This is a genomic window from Methylobacterium oxalidis, from assembly GCF_007992195.1.
GTDB lineage: Bacteria > Pseudomonadota > Alphaproteobacteria > Rhizobiales > Beijerinckiaceae > Methylobacterium > Methylobacterium oxalidis.
Map to the genome: position 1 here is coordinate 1 of NZ_BJZU01000081.1, position 17,910 is coordinate 17,910.

At 72.6% G+C, this 17,910-nt stretch carries 11 protein-coding genes and 1 pseudogene; 6 read left to right on the top strand and 6 right to left on the bottom strand.

Annotated features, from left to right (window positions below):
- Nucleotides 1-645, bottom strand: a 645-nt coding sequence (locus MOX02_RS19010) for a carboxyl transferase domain-containing protein (RefSeq protein ID WP_280525340.1), incomplete at its 3' end; no start/stop codon positions are given.
- Between the two features lie 8 nt (nucleotides 646-653).
- Nucleotides 654-1,829, bottom strand: a complete 1,176-nt coding sequence (locus tag MOX02_RS19015) for an isovaleryl-CoA dehydrogenase (RefSeq protein WP_147027372.1) — start codon at nucleotides 1,827-1,829, stop codon at nucleotides 654-656.
- Nucleotides 1,830-1,957: 128 nt separating this feature from the next.
- On the opposite strand from MOX02_RS19015, the gene MOX02_RS19020 reads away from it, so the two are divergent.
- Nucleotides 1,958-3,676: an AMP-binding protein gene (locus tag MOX02_RS19020; protein WP_210250394.1), complete on the top strand. Its 1,719-nt coding sequence runs from the start codon at nucleotides 1,958-1,960 to the stop codon at nucleotides 3,674-3,676.
- Here MOX02_RS19020 and MOX02_RS19025 read toward each other — a convergent pair.
- From MOX02_RS19025 to MOX02_RS19035, 3 genes and pseudogenes are all read right to left on the bottom strand, one after another.
- Nucleotides 3,570-3,869: an MgtC/SapB family protein gene (locus tag MOX02_RS19025; protein ID WP_238179751.1), complete on the bottom strand. Its 300-nt coding sequence runs from the start codon at nucleotides 3,867-3,869 to the stop codon at nucleotides 3,570-3,572. The two genes, MOX02_RS19020 and MOX02_RS19025, sit on opposite strands and share 107 nt — an antisense overlap.
- Before the next feature lie 13 nt (nucleotides 3,870-3,882).
- Nucleotides 3,883-5,787, bottom strand: coding sequence for a selenocysteine-specific translation elongation factor (gene selB / locus MOX02_RS19030; RefSeq protein WP_238179760.1), 1,905 nt, complete (start codon nucleotides 5,785-5,787; stop codon nucleotides 3,883-3,885).
- A 95-nt stretch (nucleotides 5,788-5,882) separates the two neighbouring features.
- A pseudogene (locus tag MOX02_RS19035) lies at nucleotides 5,883-6,089 on the bottom strand (catalase); the annotation flags it as partial.
- A 351-nt stretch (nucleotides 6,090-6,440) separates the two neighbouring features.
- Between MOX02_RS19035 and MOX02_RS19040 the strand changes: the two are divergent.
- The 5 genes from MOX02_RS19040 to MOX02_RS19060 all read left to right on the top strand — a co-directional run bounded on the left by MOX02_RS19040 (nucleotide 6,441) and on the right by MOX02_RS19060 (nucleotide 16,122).
- Nucleotides 6,441-6,971 (top strand): DUF2314 domain-containing protein, encoded by a 531-nt coding sequence (locus tag MOX02_RS19040; protein ID WP_238179762.1) that lies wholly within the window; start codon nucleotides 6,441-6,443, stop codon nucleotides 6,969-6,971.
- Nucleotides 6,972-7,188: 217 nt separating this feature from the next.
- A complete protein-coding gene (locus tag MOX02_RS19045; RefSeq protein ID WP_147027375.1) occupies nucleotides 7,189-7,722 on the top strand; it encodes a DUF2059 domain-containing protein in 534 nt (177 codons plus the stop codon).
- A gap of 350 nt (nucleotides 7,723-8,072) precedes the next feature.
- Entirely contained in the window at nucleotides 8,073-9,011 is a 939-nt protein-coding gene (locus tag MOX02_RS19050) for a pirin family protein (RefSeq protein ID WP_147027376.1), read from the top strand.
- A gap of 108 nt (nucleotides 9,012-9,119) precedes the next feature.
- Nucleotides 9,120-10,886: a monovalent cation:proton antiporter-2 (CPA2) family protein gene (locus MOX02_RS19055; protein WP_147027377.1), complete on the top strand. Its 1,767-nt coding sequence runs from the start codon at nucleotides 9,120-9,122 to the stop codon at nucleotides 10,884-10,886.
- Nucleotides 10,887-11,256: 370 nt separating this feature from the next.
- Nucleotides 11,257-16,122: an NAD-glutamate dehydrogenase gene (locus tag MOX02_RS19060; protein ID WP_147027378.1), complete on the top strand. Its 4,866-nt coding sequence runs from the start codon at nucleotides 11,257-11,259 to the stop codon at nucleotides 16,120-16,122.
- A gap of 22 nt (nucleotides 16,123-16,144) precedes the next feature.
- Here MOX02_RS19060 and MOX02_RS19065 read toward each other — a convergent pair whose 3' ends face one another.
- Complete coding sequence (locus MOX02_RS19065) at nucleotides 16,145-17,821, bottom strand: calcineurin-like phosphoesterase C-terminal domain-containing protein (protein ID WP_147027379.1); 1,677 nt, start codon at nucleotides 17,819-17,821, stop codon at nucleotides 16,145-16,147.
- Between the last annotated feature and the right edge of the window lie 89 nt (nucleotides 17,822-17,910).

A 17,910-nucleotide genomic window follows, 5' to 3' on the forward strand; every position in this document is an offset into this window, starting at 1 on the left:
CCCGCCGAGGAAGATCGTGCCCTGGCCGCGGACGATGACGCTCTCGTCCGACATGGCGGGCACGTAGGCGCCCCCGGCGGTGCACGAGCCCATGACGCAGGCGATCTGGGGGATGCCCGCGGCGGAGAGCCGAGCTTGGTTGTAGAAGATGCGCCCGAAATGCTCGCGGTCGGGAAACACCTCCGTCTGCTGCGGCAGGTTGGCCCCGCCCGAATCCACGAGGTACAGGCAGGGCAGCCGGTTCTCCCCGGCGATCTCCTGGGCCCGCAGGTGCTTCTTGACGGTCAGCGGGTAGTAGGTGCCGCCCTTGATGGTGGCGTCGTTGCAGAACACCATCACCTCGCGGCCGCAGACCCGGCCGATGCCGGCGATGAGGCCGGCCCCGTGGATCTCGCCATCGTAGAGCCCGTACGCGGCCAGCGCCCCGATCTCCAGGAAGGGCGAGCCCGGATCGAGGAGCCGCATCACCCGGTCGCGCGGCAGCAGCTTGCCGCGCGCGAGGTGCCGGGCGCGCGCCTTCTCGGACCCGCCCCCAGCGGCGACCGCGCGGCGCTCCTTCAGGGTGGCGCGCAGCTCGGCCCAGGCCGCCCGGTTCTCGGCGGCGGCCTCGGAGGACAGATCGGCGCTCGTGGGCAGGATCGCCATGCCCCGCCTCAGGCCGGAGCCCGCGCGAACAGCTCGCGGCCGATCAGCATGCGGCGGATCTCGCTGGTGCCCGCCCCGATCTCGTAGAGCTTGGCGTCGCGCAGCAGGCGCCCGGCCGCGTACTCGTTGGTGTAGCCGTTGCCGCCGAGAAGCTGGATCGCGTCGAGGGCGCAGCGGGTCGCGCGCTCCGCCGCGAACAGGATGGCACCGGCGGCGTCCTCGCGGGTGGTCTCGCCCCGGTCGCAGGCTCGGGCCACCGCGTAGACGTAGGCCCGCGCGGCGTTCGCCTGCACGTAGATGTCGGCGAGCTTGCCCTGCACGAGCTGGAACGTGCCGATCGGCCGTTCGAACTGCCGCCGCTCGCGCACGTAGGGCGTCACGACGTCGAGGCAGGCGCGCAGGATGCCGAGCGGGCCGGCGGCCAGCACGACGCGCTCGTAGTCGAGCCCCGACATCAGCACCCCGACGCCGCCGCCCTCCGTTCCGAGCACGTTCTCCTCGGGCACCCAGCAATCCTCGAAGACCAGGGGGCAGGTGTCGGAGCCGCGCATGCCGAGCTTGTCGAGCTTCGGGCCCGTCGAGAAGCCGGGAAAGTCCCGCTCCACCAGGAAGGCCGTGATGCCGCGCGCACCGGCCCGCGGGTCCGTCTTGGCGTAGACCACGAAGGTCTCCGCCACGGGGCCGTTGGTGATCCACATCTTGGAGCCGTTGAGCCGGTAGCGGTCGCCCTGCTTCTCGGCGCGCAGGCGCATGCTCACCACGTCCGATCCGGCCTCCGCCTCGGACATGGCGAGCGCCCCGACCCGCTCGCCCGCGATGAGGGCCGGAAGGTAGCGTCGCTTCTGCTCGGCCGTGCCGTTGCGGCGGATCTGGTTGATGCAGAGGTTCGCGTGCGCGCCGTAGGAGAGGCCGACCGAGCCCGAGGCCCGCGACACCTCCTCCATGGCGACGCAGTGCTCCAGGTAGCCGAGGCCGAGCCCGCCGAACGGCTCCTCCACCGTGATGCCGTGCAGGCCGAGCGCCCCCATCTCGGGCCAGAGGTCACGCGGGAAGGCGTTGCTGCGGTCGATCGCGTCGGCCCGCGGCGCGATCCGGCCGCGGGCGAAGGCGCGCACGCTGTCGCGGACCGCATCGGCGGTCTCGCCGAGGTCGTAGTCGAATTCGCGCGTTGCGTCCTGGGGCATCGGCGGCCTCCCGGGGTGCGGTCCGGAAATATACGCCCGACCGGCCGCAAAGGAGCTATCGTCCACGGGCGAAATCGTGCACGGCGCACCGGAATCGACGCGCTGGCGCGGTGGCGGGGATGACGGCCATGCGGGCGGACGCCGAGCTCAGCTACGTCCACGGGGCGGACACGACGCCGCTGATCGGCCGCACGATCGGGCAGATGCTCACCCTCGCGGCCGCGCGCTGGCCCGGCCGCGCCGCCCTGATCGCCGATCGGCGGAGCCTGACCTGGGCCGAACTCGACGCCCGCGCCGAGGGCCTCGCCGCGGGCCTCCTCGCCCTCGGGCTGAGGCCGGGCGAGCGCATCGGGATCTGGTCGCTCAACAACGTCGCCTGGGCGCTCACCCAGTTCGCCGCCGCCAAGGCCGGCCTGATCCTCGTGACGATCAACCCGGCCTACCGGGAGGCGGAACTCGAATTCGCCCTGAACAAGGTCGGTTGCGCGGCGCTCGTCACCGCGACCCGGTTCAAGACGAGCGACTTCCTCGGGATGCTCGGCGCCCTCGCGCCGGAACTCGCCGGCGCGGGTCCGGGCGAGCTCCGTGCCGCGCGGCTGCCGGCGCTCCGGCTGGTGTTGCGGATCGGCGGGGCTGCGAGCCCCGGAACCCTCGCGCTCGACACGGTGCCGGATCTCGGGGGCGCCGCCGAGCGCGCGATGGTCGCCGATCTCGGCGAGAGCCTGCAGTGCGACGACCTCGCCAACATCCAGTTCACGAGCGGCACCACCGGCACGCCGAAGGGCGTGACGCTGTCCCACCACAACATCCTCAACAACGCCCACTTCGTCGGGCGGGCCATGCGCCTCTCGGCCGAGGACCGCATCTGCATCCCGGTGCCGCTCTACCACTGCTTCGGCTCGGTGATGGGCAACCTCGCGGCCGTGACCTCCGGCGCCGCCATGGTCTACCCGGGCGAGGGCTTCGATCCGCTCGCGACCCTGCGCGCGGTCACGGATGCGCGCTGCACGGCTCTCTACGGGGTGCCGACCATGTTCCTCGCCGAGCTCGATCACCCGGATTTCGACGGGTTCGACCTGTCGAGCCTTCGCACCGGCATCATGGCCGGGGCTCCGTGCCCGGTCCCGCTGATGCGCCGCGCCATCGAGCGGATGAACCTCTCCGAGATGACGATCTGCTACGGGATGACGGAGACAAGCCCCGTCAGCTTCCAGAGCGCGGTCGACGATCCCTTCGAGCGCCGGGTCTCGACGGTCGGGCGCGTGCACCCGCACCTGGAGGTGAAGATCGTGGACGCGGCCGGGCGCGCCGTGCCGCGCGGGCAGACCGGCGAGCTCTGCACCCGCGGCTACAGTGTGATGCGCGGCTACTGGGAGGAGCCCGAGCGAACCGCCGAGGTGCTGGACGCGTCGGGCTGGCTGCACACCGGCGATCTCGCCACCCTCGACGCGGAAGGGTTCTGCCGCATCGTCGGCCGGATCAAGGACATGATCATCCGCGGCGGCGAGAACATCTACCCGCGCGAGGTCGAGGACTTCCTCTACCGGCACCCCGCGGTGCAGGACGTCCATGTCTTCGGCGTGCCGGACGATCGCTACGGCGAGGAGGTCTGCGCCTGGGTCCGGTTGCGGCCGGGCGCCGCCGCGACCGCGGAGGAACTGCGAGCCTTCTGCGCGGGCCGGATCGCCCACCAGAAGGTCCCGCGCCACGTCGCGTTCGTCGAGACTTTCCCGATGACCGTCACCGGCAAGGTCCAGAAGTTCCTGATGCGCGAGGCGATGGTGCGGATGCTGCGGGAATCCGGCGTCGGTCCTTCTGCGGCAGACCGAACCACGCCAGGAGCTTGAGGAGGACCAGGAGCCCGAAGCCGAAGCCCACCGCGGCGGCCGGCAGCGTGAACCGGGTCGCGCCGGCCACGATGCCCGCCGAGGCCGCGAGCCAGATGCCGGCGGCCGTCGTCAAATTCTTCACGTCGCGCCGGGCAACGAAGATCGTGCCGGCCGCGCTGAACCCGATCGCCTGCGCCAACCCCTGGATCACGCGCAGCGCGCCGTCAGCCGCCCGTCTCCCCGGCCTCCACGAGGATGCGCCGGTCGCCGCTCCGGCGCGTGAAGCGGATCGCGTCGAGATGCTCCAGCAGCGGGATCGAGAACTTGCGGGAGATCCCGAGCGCGGCGCCGGCTTGCCCAGCCAGGAACCCGTCCGCAGCCCGGCCGAAATGCCGGGCGAGCACCGCCTTGCCCTGGCCGATCGCGTCGCGGTGAAACAGGATCGAGCGCTTCTGGACCCGGTCCACCGTGCGGACCAGCGTGCCCGCGGCGAGGAGGTACTTGAGCGCCTGCTGGCGGCGCAGGTCCCGTCCGACCGCCTCGGCCTCGTCGGGTGGCGTGAGGCCGCCGGCGCGGTAGAGGGCTTCGAGGGCGCGCACCTGCTCCGTCTCGTGGCGGGCCGGATCGAACGTGGCCCGGCGGTAGAGCGCGCCGGCCTGGGCGACGTCGTCGCTGGCGACGAGGTCGCGCAGAGCGGCGGCGGCGAGCGCTTCGTCCTGCCGGACGGCGTGGGCCAGGCGGTCGAGGGGGAGCCCGGGATCGATCGGCTGCGCCCGGTGGTGCGCGTCGAGGGCGTCGAGAAGGGCGGCCCGAAGATCCGCGAAGGCCGCCGCGGCGAGATAGCGCGCGCCGACCGGGCGTGCGCCGAGTTCCGCAAGCCCGCGGCGGACCCGGTCGGGCGCGACCCCGACGAGGCGCGCGAGCTCGGACAGCCCGGCGCCGGCCGCGCCGTTCCGGGCGAGGCGCGCCGCCAGCACCTCCTTCGGCCGCCCGTCCGCGATCCGAGCCAGCTCCGCCATCACCCCGGAATCGCCGCGCCTCCGGCGGCGCGAGGCGGGGTCAAGGACGCGCCCGCCGGCGAGCGTCGCGGGGGGCGAGTCGTTCCGCAGGATGAACGGCTCGCGTGCCGGCACGGCGATCTCCTCCTCCGCGCGAACCTGCGCCAGCGCCTCCCCGCCGGGCTCCAGCACGTCGCGGTCGAGGAGGCGCAGCCGGGCCGCGACCTCGCACGTGCCGAACAGGAGCCGGCAGGTCGCCCCGCTCGCGAGCGGCTTGCCCCCCGGCACCGCCGTCAGCGCGACGTCGATCCACTGCCCGGCCGTCAGCATGTCCGGCGCGGCGAGCGCCTGGCCGCGGTGCAGGTCCGCGAGGTCGACGCCGCGCAGGGCCACGGCCGCGCGGCGGCCGGGCTCCGCGCTCTCGACGGCGCGCCCGTGGATCTGGAGGCTGCGCACGGTCGCGGTGCGGCCGCCCGGCGCGATCGCGACCCGGTCGCCGACCGCGAGCCGGCCCCGCCGAAGCGTCCCGGTCACGACGGCGCCGAAGCCCGGGCGGGGGAACACGCGGTCGATGGGCAGGTAGGGAAAGCCGTCGTCGGCCGCGGGCGGGGCGTGCCGCAGGAGGTCGGCGAGGGCGTCGGACAGCGCGCCGAGGCCGTGGCCGGTCACGGCGGAGGTCGGCACGACGCGGGCCTCCGCGATGCCGGCCCGCGCCGCCACCGCGCCCGCCTCCGCGGCCCGGGCGGCGACGGTCTCGGCATCCGCGAGGTCGCACTTGGTGAGCGCGACGACGCCGCGGCGGACGCCGATCAGGCGGGCGATGTCGAGATGCTCCACCGTCTGCGGCTTGATGCCCTCGCGGGCGTCGATGACGAGGAGCACGGCGCGCATGCCCGTCGCGCCGGAGATCATGGCCCGCACGAAGCGCTCGTGTCCGGGCAGATCGACGAGGTCGATCGCGCCGCCGGGCTCGGCGGCCACCTGCAGCACGGCGAAGCCGGGGACGATGGAGACGCCGCGGATCTTCTCGTCCTTGAGCCGGTCGGTCTCGGTCCCCGTCAGCGCCCGGACCAGCGCGGTCTTGCCGTGATCCACATGGCCGATCACGCCGACGAGAAGAGAGCTTGGCACGTTACGCCGTTCCGCTGCCGCTGGTCCTCTGATCCTTAGCTGCACGCACCCGGGGGATGAAGGGGCGCTCGGAACCGCCGTCCGATGTTCGGTCGTCAGCGCTCCGAGCCGGGCTCGTGGATCGGGCAGCCGTCGAAACGCTGGCGGAACGTCGGCGAGTGCCGGTAGGGCGCTTTGCGGGCGCGGTTGATGTTGCCGAGCGGCCGGTGCGCGGCGAGCCCCGTGAAGACGCTGAAGCGCATCCCGGCATCCATCGCCCGCACGCGCTCTTCGTCCCAGCTGTCCTGCTGCCGGACGGCGATGGCTACGGCCTCGGATATGGCTGTCCGGCCTACGGCTAAGGATACCCCCACGACTACGCCCCGGTCGCCTACGACGGCCCCTGCGGGTATCGCTACCGCCGGCCCTAACCCTCCGCACACGGGTACTGAGGCGGAGCGCCCCGCACCGGCATCGGTCCGGCGTCGAACTCGAACCTCGACACATCGAGGACCGATCTCGCGCAACCCACCTCGGCAACCTCCTTCGCCGGGGCGGAATTTTATCTGCCGTCAAAACTCTGGATCGGCCTTACCGATCTTCAACCAGCAACTTTAGCGGGAGTGAAGGATCTACCCGACCAGTATGCCGCGTCTCGAATGCAAGTTGCCGACATGCGTGTGCTCTTCATCGCTGCCGCCGCTGTTGCGGGTGTCTTGGTCGTCAAGCCATTTCTCGGCGGCACCAAGCCGATCGCGATCCCGCCGGCGGCCGCCGGCCAGACCGAGGGCGCACCACGGCCGGTGAAGGAGAACGTCGTCGCCTACAGTACGCGCGACGCGCGGATGATCGCGGCCAAGGACCGGGCCCGCGAGACGCTGCCGCGCTTCCTCGCACTCATGAACGCGAAGGCACCCGGAACCTACTCGGTCAAGTTCCCGCTCGCGCAGAACGGGGCGACCGAGCACATCTGGCTGCAGGTCGATGCCTATCGCGACGGCCGGTTCCACGGGCGGCTCGCGAACGCGCCGGTCAACGGCGACCGATACCGGATGGGCGATCGGCTGACCGTTCCGAGCGCCCAGATGGAGGATTGGACGGTGATGGATCGGGATGTCGTCTACGGCGGCTACACCGCGCGCGTCGCGCTCGCCGACATGCCGCAGGAGCGTGCGACGGCGTTGGCCAAGCGCTTCCGCGACTGATCGCCTGATCGTCCGGAACGCGATGTCTTCGGCGCATCGCTCAGCCGCCGCGGCGTTGCGCTCCCATCGACGGATCGCAGTCCCCGCCTTCGGCAGCGCTGCGCTGCGCGCAGGGAGGTCGGCGAGACCGTGGTGTCGCGAAGCTGTGGTACCACCGCAGGTGGCGCAACCGACGCGGGCTTCACCGCACCCCTCCCTCGCGCCGCTAGGATGATCCATGCGCGTTGCGACCCTTCTCGCGGCCGTGTTCCTGTGCGCGTCGGTGCCCTGTGCCGCTCTCGCCCAGGCCGGTCCCTCGTCCGCCGGCGCCACTGCCGCGCCCGACGCCGCCACGCTCGCGGCCGCGCGCGAGGTGGTCTCCCAGATGCAGGGTGACCGCGCCACGACACTCAATGGAATGGCTGCCCCGATGGTCGGGATGATGCAGCAGATGGGCATCAAGGAGCAGGACCGCGCGCAGACCATCGTGCAGGAGGTCGTCCTGCCGATGCTGACCGCCCATTACGACGCGCTGCTGGACATCCAGGCGCGCAGCTTCGCCAGCGTCCTCAACAAGGAGGATCTGCAGGCGGTCGGGACCTTCTACGCCTCGCCGGCGGGGCGCCGCCTCGCCGCGGCTCAGCCGCAGCTCGCCCAGGCGCAGATGACCGGCGTGACGCAGTGGATGCAGGGCATGATGCCGGAGATGCAGGCGAAGATCGCTCAGGCCGTCAAGGCGCATGGCTGGGGGCCGGGCGGCAAGCCGAAGTGATCGCAGACCGCCCGTCGGGGACGAGCCCCGTTCGGACGTTATGAGGCCGGGCCCGGCATGCAATCCCCGATCCGTGCCGTGCGGGCTCGACGCCGGATCGCACCACGGCCTGACAGCTGCGAAGAGGGGCCACGGCTCCCGGGTCTTCGCTTCGCCGTCATTCTCTGCCGATAACTTACAGTTGCGGAGACGGAGATCGGCGAAGCCCTCAGAACGGAAACGATACGTTTCGTTTGTTTCCGTTTTCACGATGCGCACGAGGCGGCAGAATGCTCATGCTCGGGGAGCCGGGCTTGAGCCGGGCGGCTCGCTCGCCGCGAGCCGCGATCGAAGGACAGGGAGAAACGGACATGAGCTGGCACAGCGCGGATGACCCGGTCCCGGGCGACCACTTCTCCTGCGACGCCATCCGAACCCTGATCGTGCCGCGCTCGCGGGATCTCGGCTCGTTCGCCGTGCGGCGCGCCCTGCCTTCGACGGAGTGCAGGATGGTCGGCCCCTTCATCTTCTTCGACCAGATGGGCCCGTCCGAGTTCCTGCTCGGCCAGGGCATGGATGTGCGCCCGCATCCCCATATCGGCCTGTCGACCGTCACCTATCTGTTCGACGGGGAGATCATGCACCGGGACAGCCTCGGTACGGAGCTGCCGATCCGGCCCGGCGAGCTGAACTGGATGACGGCGGGCCGCGGCATCACGCACTCGGAGCGGACCGGGACCGCCCTCCGGCAGACCGGCTCCCGGCTCTTCGGCATCCAGAGCTGGGTCGCGCTGAGCGCGCGGGACGAGGAGACCGCGCCGGCCTTCGAGCACTACGAGGCCGCGGCCCTGCCGGTGCTGACGGGCGAAGGCAAGTCCGTGCGGCTGATCGCGGGCGAGGCGTTCGGGGCACGCTCGCCGGTGCGCACCTCGAGCCCGATGGTCTACGCAGACGTCGCGCTCGAGGCCGGAGCGGTCCTCCCGCTCGATCCCACCTACGACGAGCGGGCGATCTACACGGTCTCGGGAGCGATCGAGATCGCGGGCGACGGCTTCGGGCCCGGCCAGCTCCTGGTCTTCCGTCCGGGCGACAGCATCAGCGTGCGCGCCGCGCAGGACGCCCGCTTCATGGTGCTGGGCGGCGAGCCCATGGACGGCCCGCGCCACCTGTGGTGGAACTTCGTCTCCTCGCGGCCGGAGCGCATCGAGCAGGCGAAGGAGGATTGGCGGCAGGCCCGCTTCGACAGCGTGCCGGGCGACGCCGAGTTCATTCCCCTGCCGGAATCCCCGCCGCCCGTCCGCTATCCCTGACGGCGACGGCCGCCGGCCGATGTCCGAGGGCGGCGCCCGTCGCTCTCGACGCACCTCCCCGCGCCCGACGGGCGCCGCCCAACCATCCCGCCTAGGATCGATCCTGCCATGGCTGTCGAAGCGTCCGGAGCGGCGAGCGAGCTCGTCCAAGTCGTGTCCCTGCTGGCCGCGGGCGTCGTCGCCGTCCCGCTCTTCAAGCGGCTCGGCCTCGGCTCGGTCCTCGGCTACCTCGTCGCCGGGCTCGCCATCGGCCCGTTCGGCCTCGGGCTTTTCACGGACGCCCACGCGATCCTCCACGTGGCCGAGCTCGGCGTCGTGATGTTCCTCTTCATCATCGGCCTGGAGATGGAGCCGTCGCGGCTCTGGGGCATGCGGCGCGAGATCTTCGGCCTCGGCCTCGCGCAGGTCGGCGCCTGCATCGGGGCCCTGACGCTCGTGGGCGTCGCGATGGGCCTCTCCCCCGCCGTCGCCTTCGTGGCGGGAACCGGCTTCGTGCTGACCTCGACCGCGATCGTCATGCAACTTCTGGAGGAGCGGGGCTCGCTCTCGACCCCGAAGGGCCAGCGCATCGTCGCGATCCTGCTCCTGGAAGACCTCGCGATCGTGCCGCTTCTCGCTCTCGTCGCGCTCCTGGCGCCCGGTGGCGGCGGGACGAGCGGCAGCGAGCACGTGATCGCCATCGCGATCGCCCTCGGTTCCGTCGCCGCGCTGATCGCCGCCGGCCGCTGGCTGCTCAACCCGCTGTTCCGTCTGCTCGCCGCCTCGAAGGCGCGGGAGGTGATGACGGCGGCGGCCCTGCTGGTGGTGCTCGGCTCGGCCCTCGCCATGCAGCTCGGCGGCCTGTCCATGGCCATGGGAGCCTTCCTGGCGGGCGTCCTCCTCTCCGAGTCGAGTTTCCGCCACCAGCTCGAGGCCGACATCGAGCCGTTCCGCGGCATCCTACTCGGCCTGTTCTTCCTCGGCGTCGGGATGTCCCTCGACCTCACGGTGATCGGCGCGAACTGGGCCCTGATCCTGGCTGGCGTGGCCGCCTACATGGTCGTGAAGAGCCTCGTCATCTACGGGGTGGCCCGGGTCCTGCGGGCGTCGCATCCGGAGGCGATGGAGCGGGCCGCCCTGATGGCGCAGGGCGGCGAGTTCGCCTTCGTGCTCTACGCCGCCGCGGCGAGCGTGGGACTCATCGACGGCAGGACCAACGCGATCCTGACCGCCACCATCATCCTCTCGATGGCCGTGACGCCCCTGATGGTGATCGCGTTCGACCGCCTCGGGCCGAAGCCCTCCGTCTCGACCGAGGGCCTCGACGTGCCCGAGAACCTCGCCGGCAGCGCGCTGATCATCGGGTTCGGGCGCTTCGGGCAGATCGCGAGCCAGCCCCTGATCTCGCGCGGGTGCTCGGTCTCGATCATCGACACCAACGCCGCCAACATCCGCCTGGCCGAGGGCTTCGGCTTCAAGGTCTACTACGGTGACGGCACCCGGCTGGACATCCTGCACGCGGCGGGCGCGGCGACCGCGCGCGCGATCCTGATCTGCGTCGACGAGGCCGAGACGGCCAAGCGCATCGCGGAGATCGCGAGAGCGGAGTTCCCGCTCGTGCCGGTTCTCGCCCGCGCCCGGGACCGGGAGCACGCGGTCGAGCTCATCCAGGCGGGTGTCGCCTACCAGATCCGCGAGACCGTCGAGTCGGCGCTGATCTTCGGCGAACAGGCGCTCCTGACGGTCGGGGACGAGCCGGAAGCGGCGTCCGAGGTCATGGCCGAGGTTCGCCGGCGCGACGCCGAGCGCCTCGCGCTCCAGACGGTCGGCGGCATCTACGCCGGGCGCGAGCTGATCCGCGGCAACGCGGCGGCCGCGGCGCACGAGGCGGGCTGAAGGCCTGGAGGCTGAAGTGCCGATGCGAGGCGCGCTCGATGTCGGCCGGTGCCGGGAAACGTACACGGCCGTGAGGCACCGTCCCCGTCGCGGCGGCCCGGACCGATGCGGCCCGCGCGATCTTCCGTGCCGCGCTCGGCAGGTGCGACCGGCCTGACGCGGCCGTGGAGACGTGGCAGGACTACGGGTGGGGGCGGGACCGCCTGATTCGGCCCGCCCGGTTCCGACGCGGACGGGATCCGCCGACGCTCCGGTGCGGGGCCGTCGTCGCCGGCGAAGGCCGGGGCCCGGCTCCACGCGTCCCGGTCCGTCCGCGTACCGTCACGAAATTCTGCGACGCCGAGGCGGCGCGCGCCACAGGAGATCGGCGATGACGATGGAACCGGAAACGGCCCTGACCTCGCCGGAGGGGCACGCGGCGCGCACCGACCTGATCGAGGCGGCGGCGATCCTCGTCGAGCGCGAGGGACACCCGGGCGGCTTCGTGCGCGACCTGTTCGGACGCGTCCAGCCGGAGGATCTCGCCCCCTACGCCGCCGAGACGCTCGCCGAGCTGGCAGTCGCGGCGCGGCGCGATCTCGCGGCCCCGCGCGGCCCCCGGGCGGCGGCGACCCTGCAGCTCCGGGACGTCTCCGCGCTCGGCGCCGGCTCGGAAGCCCGCCCCCGCGACCTCACGATCCTCGAGGTCGTCAACGACAACCGCCCCTTCCTGCTCGATTCGACGCTGGCCGAGCTCGCGAACCAGGGTCTCGCCCCGCTCCTCGTGGCGCACCCGATCTTCGGGGTGGAGCGCGACGAGGCCGGCCGGCTCGCCCGGGTCGTCGGCGAGACGACGGCGGACGCGCAGGGCGCCTTCCGGCGCGAGAGCTTCATCCACATCCATCTCGACCGGCTGGACGACGCGGAGGCGCGCGCGCGCCTCGCGGACGGGCTGACCCGCGTCTACGCGGACGTCGCCGTCGCGACCGACGACAAAGCGGCGATGCTCGCGCTCCTCGACGCCGTGATCGCGGCCTATCGCGACGCGCCGCCGCCGCTGCCCGGCTCGGAGGCGGGCGAGGCGCTGGCCTTCCTCGAATGGCTGCGCGACGGACACTTCACCCTGCTCGGCATGCGCGTGCACGGGCTCGCCGGGCAGCCGCACCCGATCGACGGCGAGGCCGCCCTCGGGCTCCTGCGCGACCCGAAGGTGGAGGTGCTCCGCCTCGGCCGCAGCTTCGTCGACACCACGCCCGAGATCGCCACCTTCCTGGAGGGCAGCCAGGCGCTGATCGTCACGAAGGCCAGCGCGCGCTCGCGCGTCCACCGGCCGACCCATCTCGACTTCATCGCGGTGAAGCTGTTCGGCGCGTCCGGCGCGCTCTCGGGAGAGTTGCGCATCGTCGGCCTGTTCGCGCCAACCGCGTATTCGAGCCCGGCGCGCGAGGTGCCCTACCTGCGCGGCAAGGTGGCGGAGGTCTCCGCCCGCGCCGGCCTCGACCCGACGAGCCATGCCGGGCGCACCCTGATCGACGTGCTGGAGACCTACCCGCGCGACGACCTCTTCCAGATCGACGTCGACCGGCTGCACCGCTTCGCCCTGGCGATCCTGAACCTCGCCGACCGGCCGCGCATCCGCGTGCTGTCGCGGCCGGACCGCTTCGGCCGCTTCGTCTCACTCCTCGTCTACGTGCCCAAGGACCGCTACGACGCGACGATCCGGGCCCGCATCGGCGCCTACCTCGCCGAGGAGCACGGCGGGCGCCTCTCGGCCGCCTACCCGGCCTTCCCCGAGGGACCGCTGGCGCGCACCCACTACATCGTCGGCCTCTACGAGAAGGACACGCGCGGGCGCGACCCGGCGGCGCTCGAGGCCGGCATCGCCCGGATGATCCAGACCTGGGGCGATGGCCTCCGCGAGGCGCTGGCGCAGACGCTGCCGAGCCGGGAGGCCCGGGCACTCGCGGCCCGCTACGCGGACGCCTTCTCGCTGAGCTACCGGGAGAGCTTCACGCCGGCGGCGGCCATGCGCGACGTCGCCATCCTGGAGCGCCTGAGCGAGGCCGCCCCCCGCGCCGTCGACGTGGAGCGCCGGGACGCCGACCGGGACAGCGAGGTGCGCCTCAAGGTCTTCATCCGGGGCGCCCCGCTGCCGCTCTCGGAACGGGTTCCGGCGCTGGAGCATCTCGGCTTCCGCGTCATCAACGAGCGGACCTACCGAATCGCGATCGAGGCGGACGGGCCGCGCGTGTGGTTGCACGACATGCTCCTGCAGCGCGCGACCGGCGCGCCCATCGACCTCGCCCGGGCCGAGAGGCCCCTCGAAGCCGCGCTCCTCGCCCTGTCGGAGGGGCGCACCGAGTCGGACGGCTACAACCGCCTCGTGCTGGAGGCCGGGCTCGACTGGCGGGACGCCGCCCTGATGCGGGCGCTCGGCCGCTACCTGCGCCAGCTGCGCATCCGCTACGGCCAGGACTACCTCGCCGCGACGCTGAGCCGGCACGGGGCGCTCACCGCCCGCATCGCGGCCCTGTTCCGGGCCCGCTTCGACCCCGCCGCGGAAGGGAGCCGCGAGGCCGCGCAGGCGGCTATCCGCGCCGAGATCGAGACCGCGCTCGCGGAGGTGACGAGCCTCGACGAGGACCGCATCCTGCGGCGCTTCGTGAACCTCGTCGAGGCGGCGATCCGCACGAACTTCTACCAGAGGGATACGGAGGGGCGACCGCGCGAGACCATCGCGTTCAAGTTCGCCTGCGCCGAGGTTTCCGGCATGCCGCTGCCGCGGCCGTTCTTCGAGATCTTCGTCTCCTCGCCCCGCGTCGAGGGCGTGCACCTGCGCTTCGGCTACGTCGCCCGCGGGGGCCTGCGCTGGTCCGACCGGCCGGAGGATTTCCGCACCGAGATCCTGGGCCTCGTGAAGGCGCAGCAGGTCAAGAACGCCGTCATCGTGCCGGTCGGCGCCAAGGGCGGGTTCTTCCCCAAGCGCCTGCCCCCGCCCACCGAGCGCGCCGCGTGGCTCGCGGAGGGAACGGAGAGCTACCGCATCTTCATCCGGACGCTGCTGGAGCTCACCGACAACATCGTCGGCGACGCGGTCGTGCCGCCGCCCGACACCGTCCGGCACGACCCCGACGACGCCTACCTCGTGGTGGCGGCCGACAAGGGCACCGCCACCTTTTCGGACATCGCCAACGGCCTCTCCCTCGAGAAGGGCCACTGGCTCGGGGACGCCTTCGCGTCGGGCGGAAGCCAGGGCTACGACCACAAGGGCATGGGCATCACAGCCCGCGGCGCCTGGGAGGCGGTGAAGCGGCATTTCCGCGAGATCGACGTCGACGTGCAGCGCGATCCCGTGACGGTGGTGGGCGTCGGCGACATGTCGGGTGACGTGTTCGGCAACGGCATGCTTCTGTCCGGCAGCATGAAGCTCGTCGCCGCCTTCGACCACCGCGACATCTTCCTCGACCCGGACCCGGACCCGGCCGTGAGCCACGCGGAGCGCCGGCGCCTGTTCGGGCTCGGACGATCGAGCTGGGCCGACTACGAGCGCGGCCTGATCTCGCCCGGCGGCGGCGTGTTCCCGCGCAGTCTCAAGACGATCCCGCTCTCGCCGGAGGTCCGGGCAGCCCTCGGCATCGACACGGGCGAGGCGAGCCCGGCCGAGGTGATGCAGGCGATCCTGCGCGCGCCCGTCGACCTGATCTGGTTCGGCGGCATCGGCACCTACGTGCGCGCCTCCTCCGAGAGCGACGAGGAGGCGGGCGACCGCGCCAACGACGCGGTGCGCGTCGCCGGCGCGACGCTGCGGGCCAGGGTGGTGGGCGAGGGCGCCAATCTCGGGCTGACCCAGCGCGGGCGCATCGAGGCCGCCCGCCACGGCGTGCGCCTCAACACCGACGCGATCGACAATTCCGCCGGCGTCAACACCTCCGACGTCGAGGTGAACATCAAGATCGCGCTGATGGCCCCGGAGCGCGACGGGCGCCTCGATCCCGAGGCCCGCAACGCGCTCCTCGTCTCGATGACCGACGAGGTCGCCGCGCTGGTGCTGCGCAACAACGAGCTCCAGACCCTCGCGCTCTCCCTGGCGCAGTACCGCGGCCCGGCGGAGGCCGGCTTCGCCGCGCGGGTGATGCAGGCCCTGGAGGCGGAGGGACGCCTCGACCGCGGCGTCGAGTTCCTGCCCGACGACGCGACGCTGGGCGAGCGCCTGCGCCGGGGGGAGGGCCCGACCCGGCCCGAATACGCGGTGCTCCTCGCCTACGCCAAGCTGTCGCTCTACGACGCCATTCTCGCGAGCACCGTGCCCGACGACCCGTATTTCGACCGCGAGTTGCAGCGCTACTTCCCGCAGGCGCTGAAGCGGCAGTTCCCGGACGCGGTGAAGGGCCACCGCCTGCGCCGGGAGATCATCGCGACGGCGCTCTCGAACATCATCGTCAACCGCGGCGGCCCGAGCCTCGTGACCCGCCTGATGGACGAGACGGGCGCGGATGCCGCCACCATCGCCAAGGCCTACGCGGTGACCCGCGACGCCTTCGGCCTGATGGAGCTGAACCAGGCGATCGACGCCCTCGACGCGGCGAGGCCGGACGCGCGGATGCCCGGCCGGGACCAGCTCGGCCTCTACGCCGAGGTGCAGGATATCCTTCAGAACCGGATCGTCTGGTTCATCCGCAACATCGACCTGTCGAAATCCGTCGCTCCGGTCGTGGCGCGCTACCGCGAGGGCATCGCCGCCGTGTTGGAGGCGCTGCCGCGCATCCTCGACCCGGAGGCCTTCGCGGCGATCGAGGCCCGGCGCGCCGCGCTCGTCGACCAGGGCATGGACGCGGAGCCGGCCCGGCGCTTCGCCTCCCTGAAGGCCCTGATCTCGGCGCCCGACATCGTGCGCATCGCCGAGACCGGCGGCCACTCGCTGCCCGAGATCGCCGCGACCCACTTCGCCATCGAGCACGCCTTCCGGCTCGACGACTTCGCGGCCGAGGCCCGCAAGGTGCCGGCCGGCGACACGTTCGACCACGTCGCCCTGGAGCAGGCCCTGGCGGGCATCTCGCGCGCCCATCGCGGCCTCACCGCGGACGTGGTCGGGTCGACCGGTGCCGGCCCCGAGGCGGTGGCCGCCTGGAGCGCCGCCCGCGGACCGGCGCTCGCGCGCATCCGCGGCGCCGTCGAGGCGATCGCGGCCTCGGGGCTCACGGTCTCGAAGGCGGTCGTCGCCTCGAGCCTGCTCGCGGATCTCGTGCGGCGGCCGTGACGGGCTCCCGCCCGCCGCGGCCTCAGGCGCTCGTCACCTCGATGATCAGGGCGTCGCTTGCGTCGCGGCCGTACTCGTCCACCACGAACACGTCCGCCCGGTGCGTGCCCGGCCCGAGACCCGCAGGCAGCCGCGCGACCCAGATGTGCGAGGACGGCTCGGCCTTCACCCAGGGCCTCCGGGTCTCCGCGTTGCGGGCGTAGACCTGGGCCACGAACGGGTCCGGGCGGCGCACGCGCTCCATCGGCACGGGGTCGCGGCCCGCGAACCGTACGCCGACCCGGGTCCGCGGGCCGCCGTCGAAGACGTTGACCACGAGGTCGGTCGAGGCGACCGCGTCCGCCGCGATCGGGGAGCCGAGGAGCTCGGCGACCGTGTGGGCGCGCGCGACCTCCGCGTCGCGCGCGTGGAACTGGCTGTCGAGGCAGATCCGCATCGCGCGGTCCGGGCCGGAGGCGGCGACGTGGCGCGTGGTGTAGCGCGCACCCGCGATCGAGAGCACGTGATACCCGTTCGGCGTCCCGTCCCGGCTGTCCGCGCAGGCGATGCCGCTGCGGTCGTAGGGGCCGCTCCACCACGAACCGGACACCGCGGTGAGGACGTGGTGGTGATGCTCCCCGTCCCGGCCGAGATAGTGGTGCTCCGTCGTGTGGGTGTGGCCGGCCACGCTGAGGCTCGGGCGGCCTTCGAGGAGCGCCAGCAGCCGGTCGCGGTCGGCGGTGACGTTCGCCGGGTTCTCCGAGCCGAGGTCGGTGACGAGCGGGATGTGCATGGCGGCCACGACGAGGCGCTCGCGCGGCCAATCGCGCAGGACGTTCTCGACGAAGGCGAGCTGGCGCTCGCCGAAGCGGCCCTCGTAGCGGCCGCCCCGCGCGGCCGGCGGCGCCGTCGCGGCCCCGAGATAGTTCACGTTGTCGAGCATCAGGAAGAGCACGTCGCCGTGCATGAAGGCGTAGTGGGGCGCCCCGTAGACGCGCTTGTAGGTCTCGCGGCTGAGCCCGTTGTCGGGCGCCTCGAAGTTGAGGTCGTGATTCCCGCCGATGTTCCACCAGGGGATGCCGATGCGGCCGATCAGCCGGTTGTAGCGCGGGTAGAGGGCGAGATCGTCGAACATGATGTCGCCGGTGGTCAGGCCGAAGGCCGCCTGCGTGCCGAGCGCCCGCGTCACGGCCGTGTCGCGGACGTAGCCGAGTTCGGTCGTGGTCTCGGGCTGCGGATCCGTGAACAGCAGCACGTCGAAGGCGGCGGGCTCCGCGGCGCGGCGCAGCGGGAAGTCGAGGGACGCCGGCAGCGGCCCCGTCGGCGTGAGGCCGCGGAAGCGCAGCCTCGGCTCGGCCGGCGTGCCGTGTGGGCGATACACGTAGGAGAAGCGCGGCAGGTTGTCCGCGTCGAGGGGAACCCGGAAGCCGGAGGGCTTCACCACGAACACGGCATCGCCGTCCTCGACCGGCAACGCGTAGCGCCCCTCGGCGTCGGTCCGGACGACGTCGCGCCCGTTCGAGACCATGATTCCGGGCAGGCCGGGATCGCCGGCCTGTCGCCGGCCGGTTCCGGAGAGATCCTCGAACACCACTCCGGAGGCGGTCGCCGGCGGCTCGGTCCGGCCTTGCGCGCGGGCGGGAAGGCTCAGCGCCGCCGCGCTCGCGCCGAGCCCGATCACGGCCTCGCGCCGTGTCGCGTGCGGTGCCTGTTCGCCCATGATGCTCTCCCTGTTCGGCGCCTGTCCGGTGGGACGGTCACACGGGGATATGACCCTGATCTGACGGTGTCGCGCAGCGGACGAGAGCG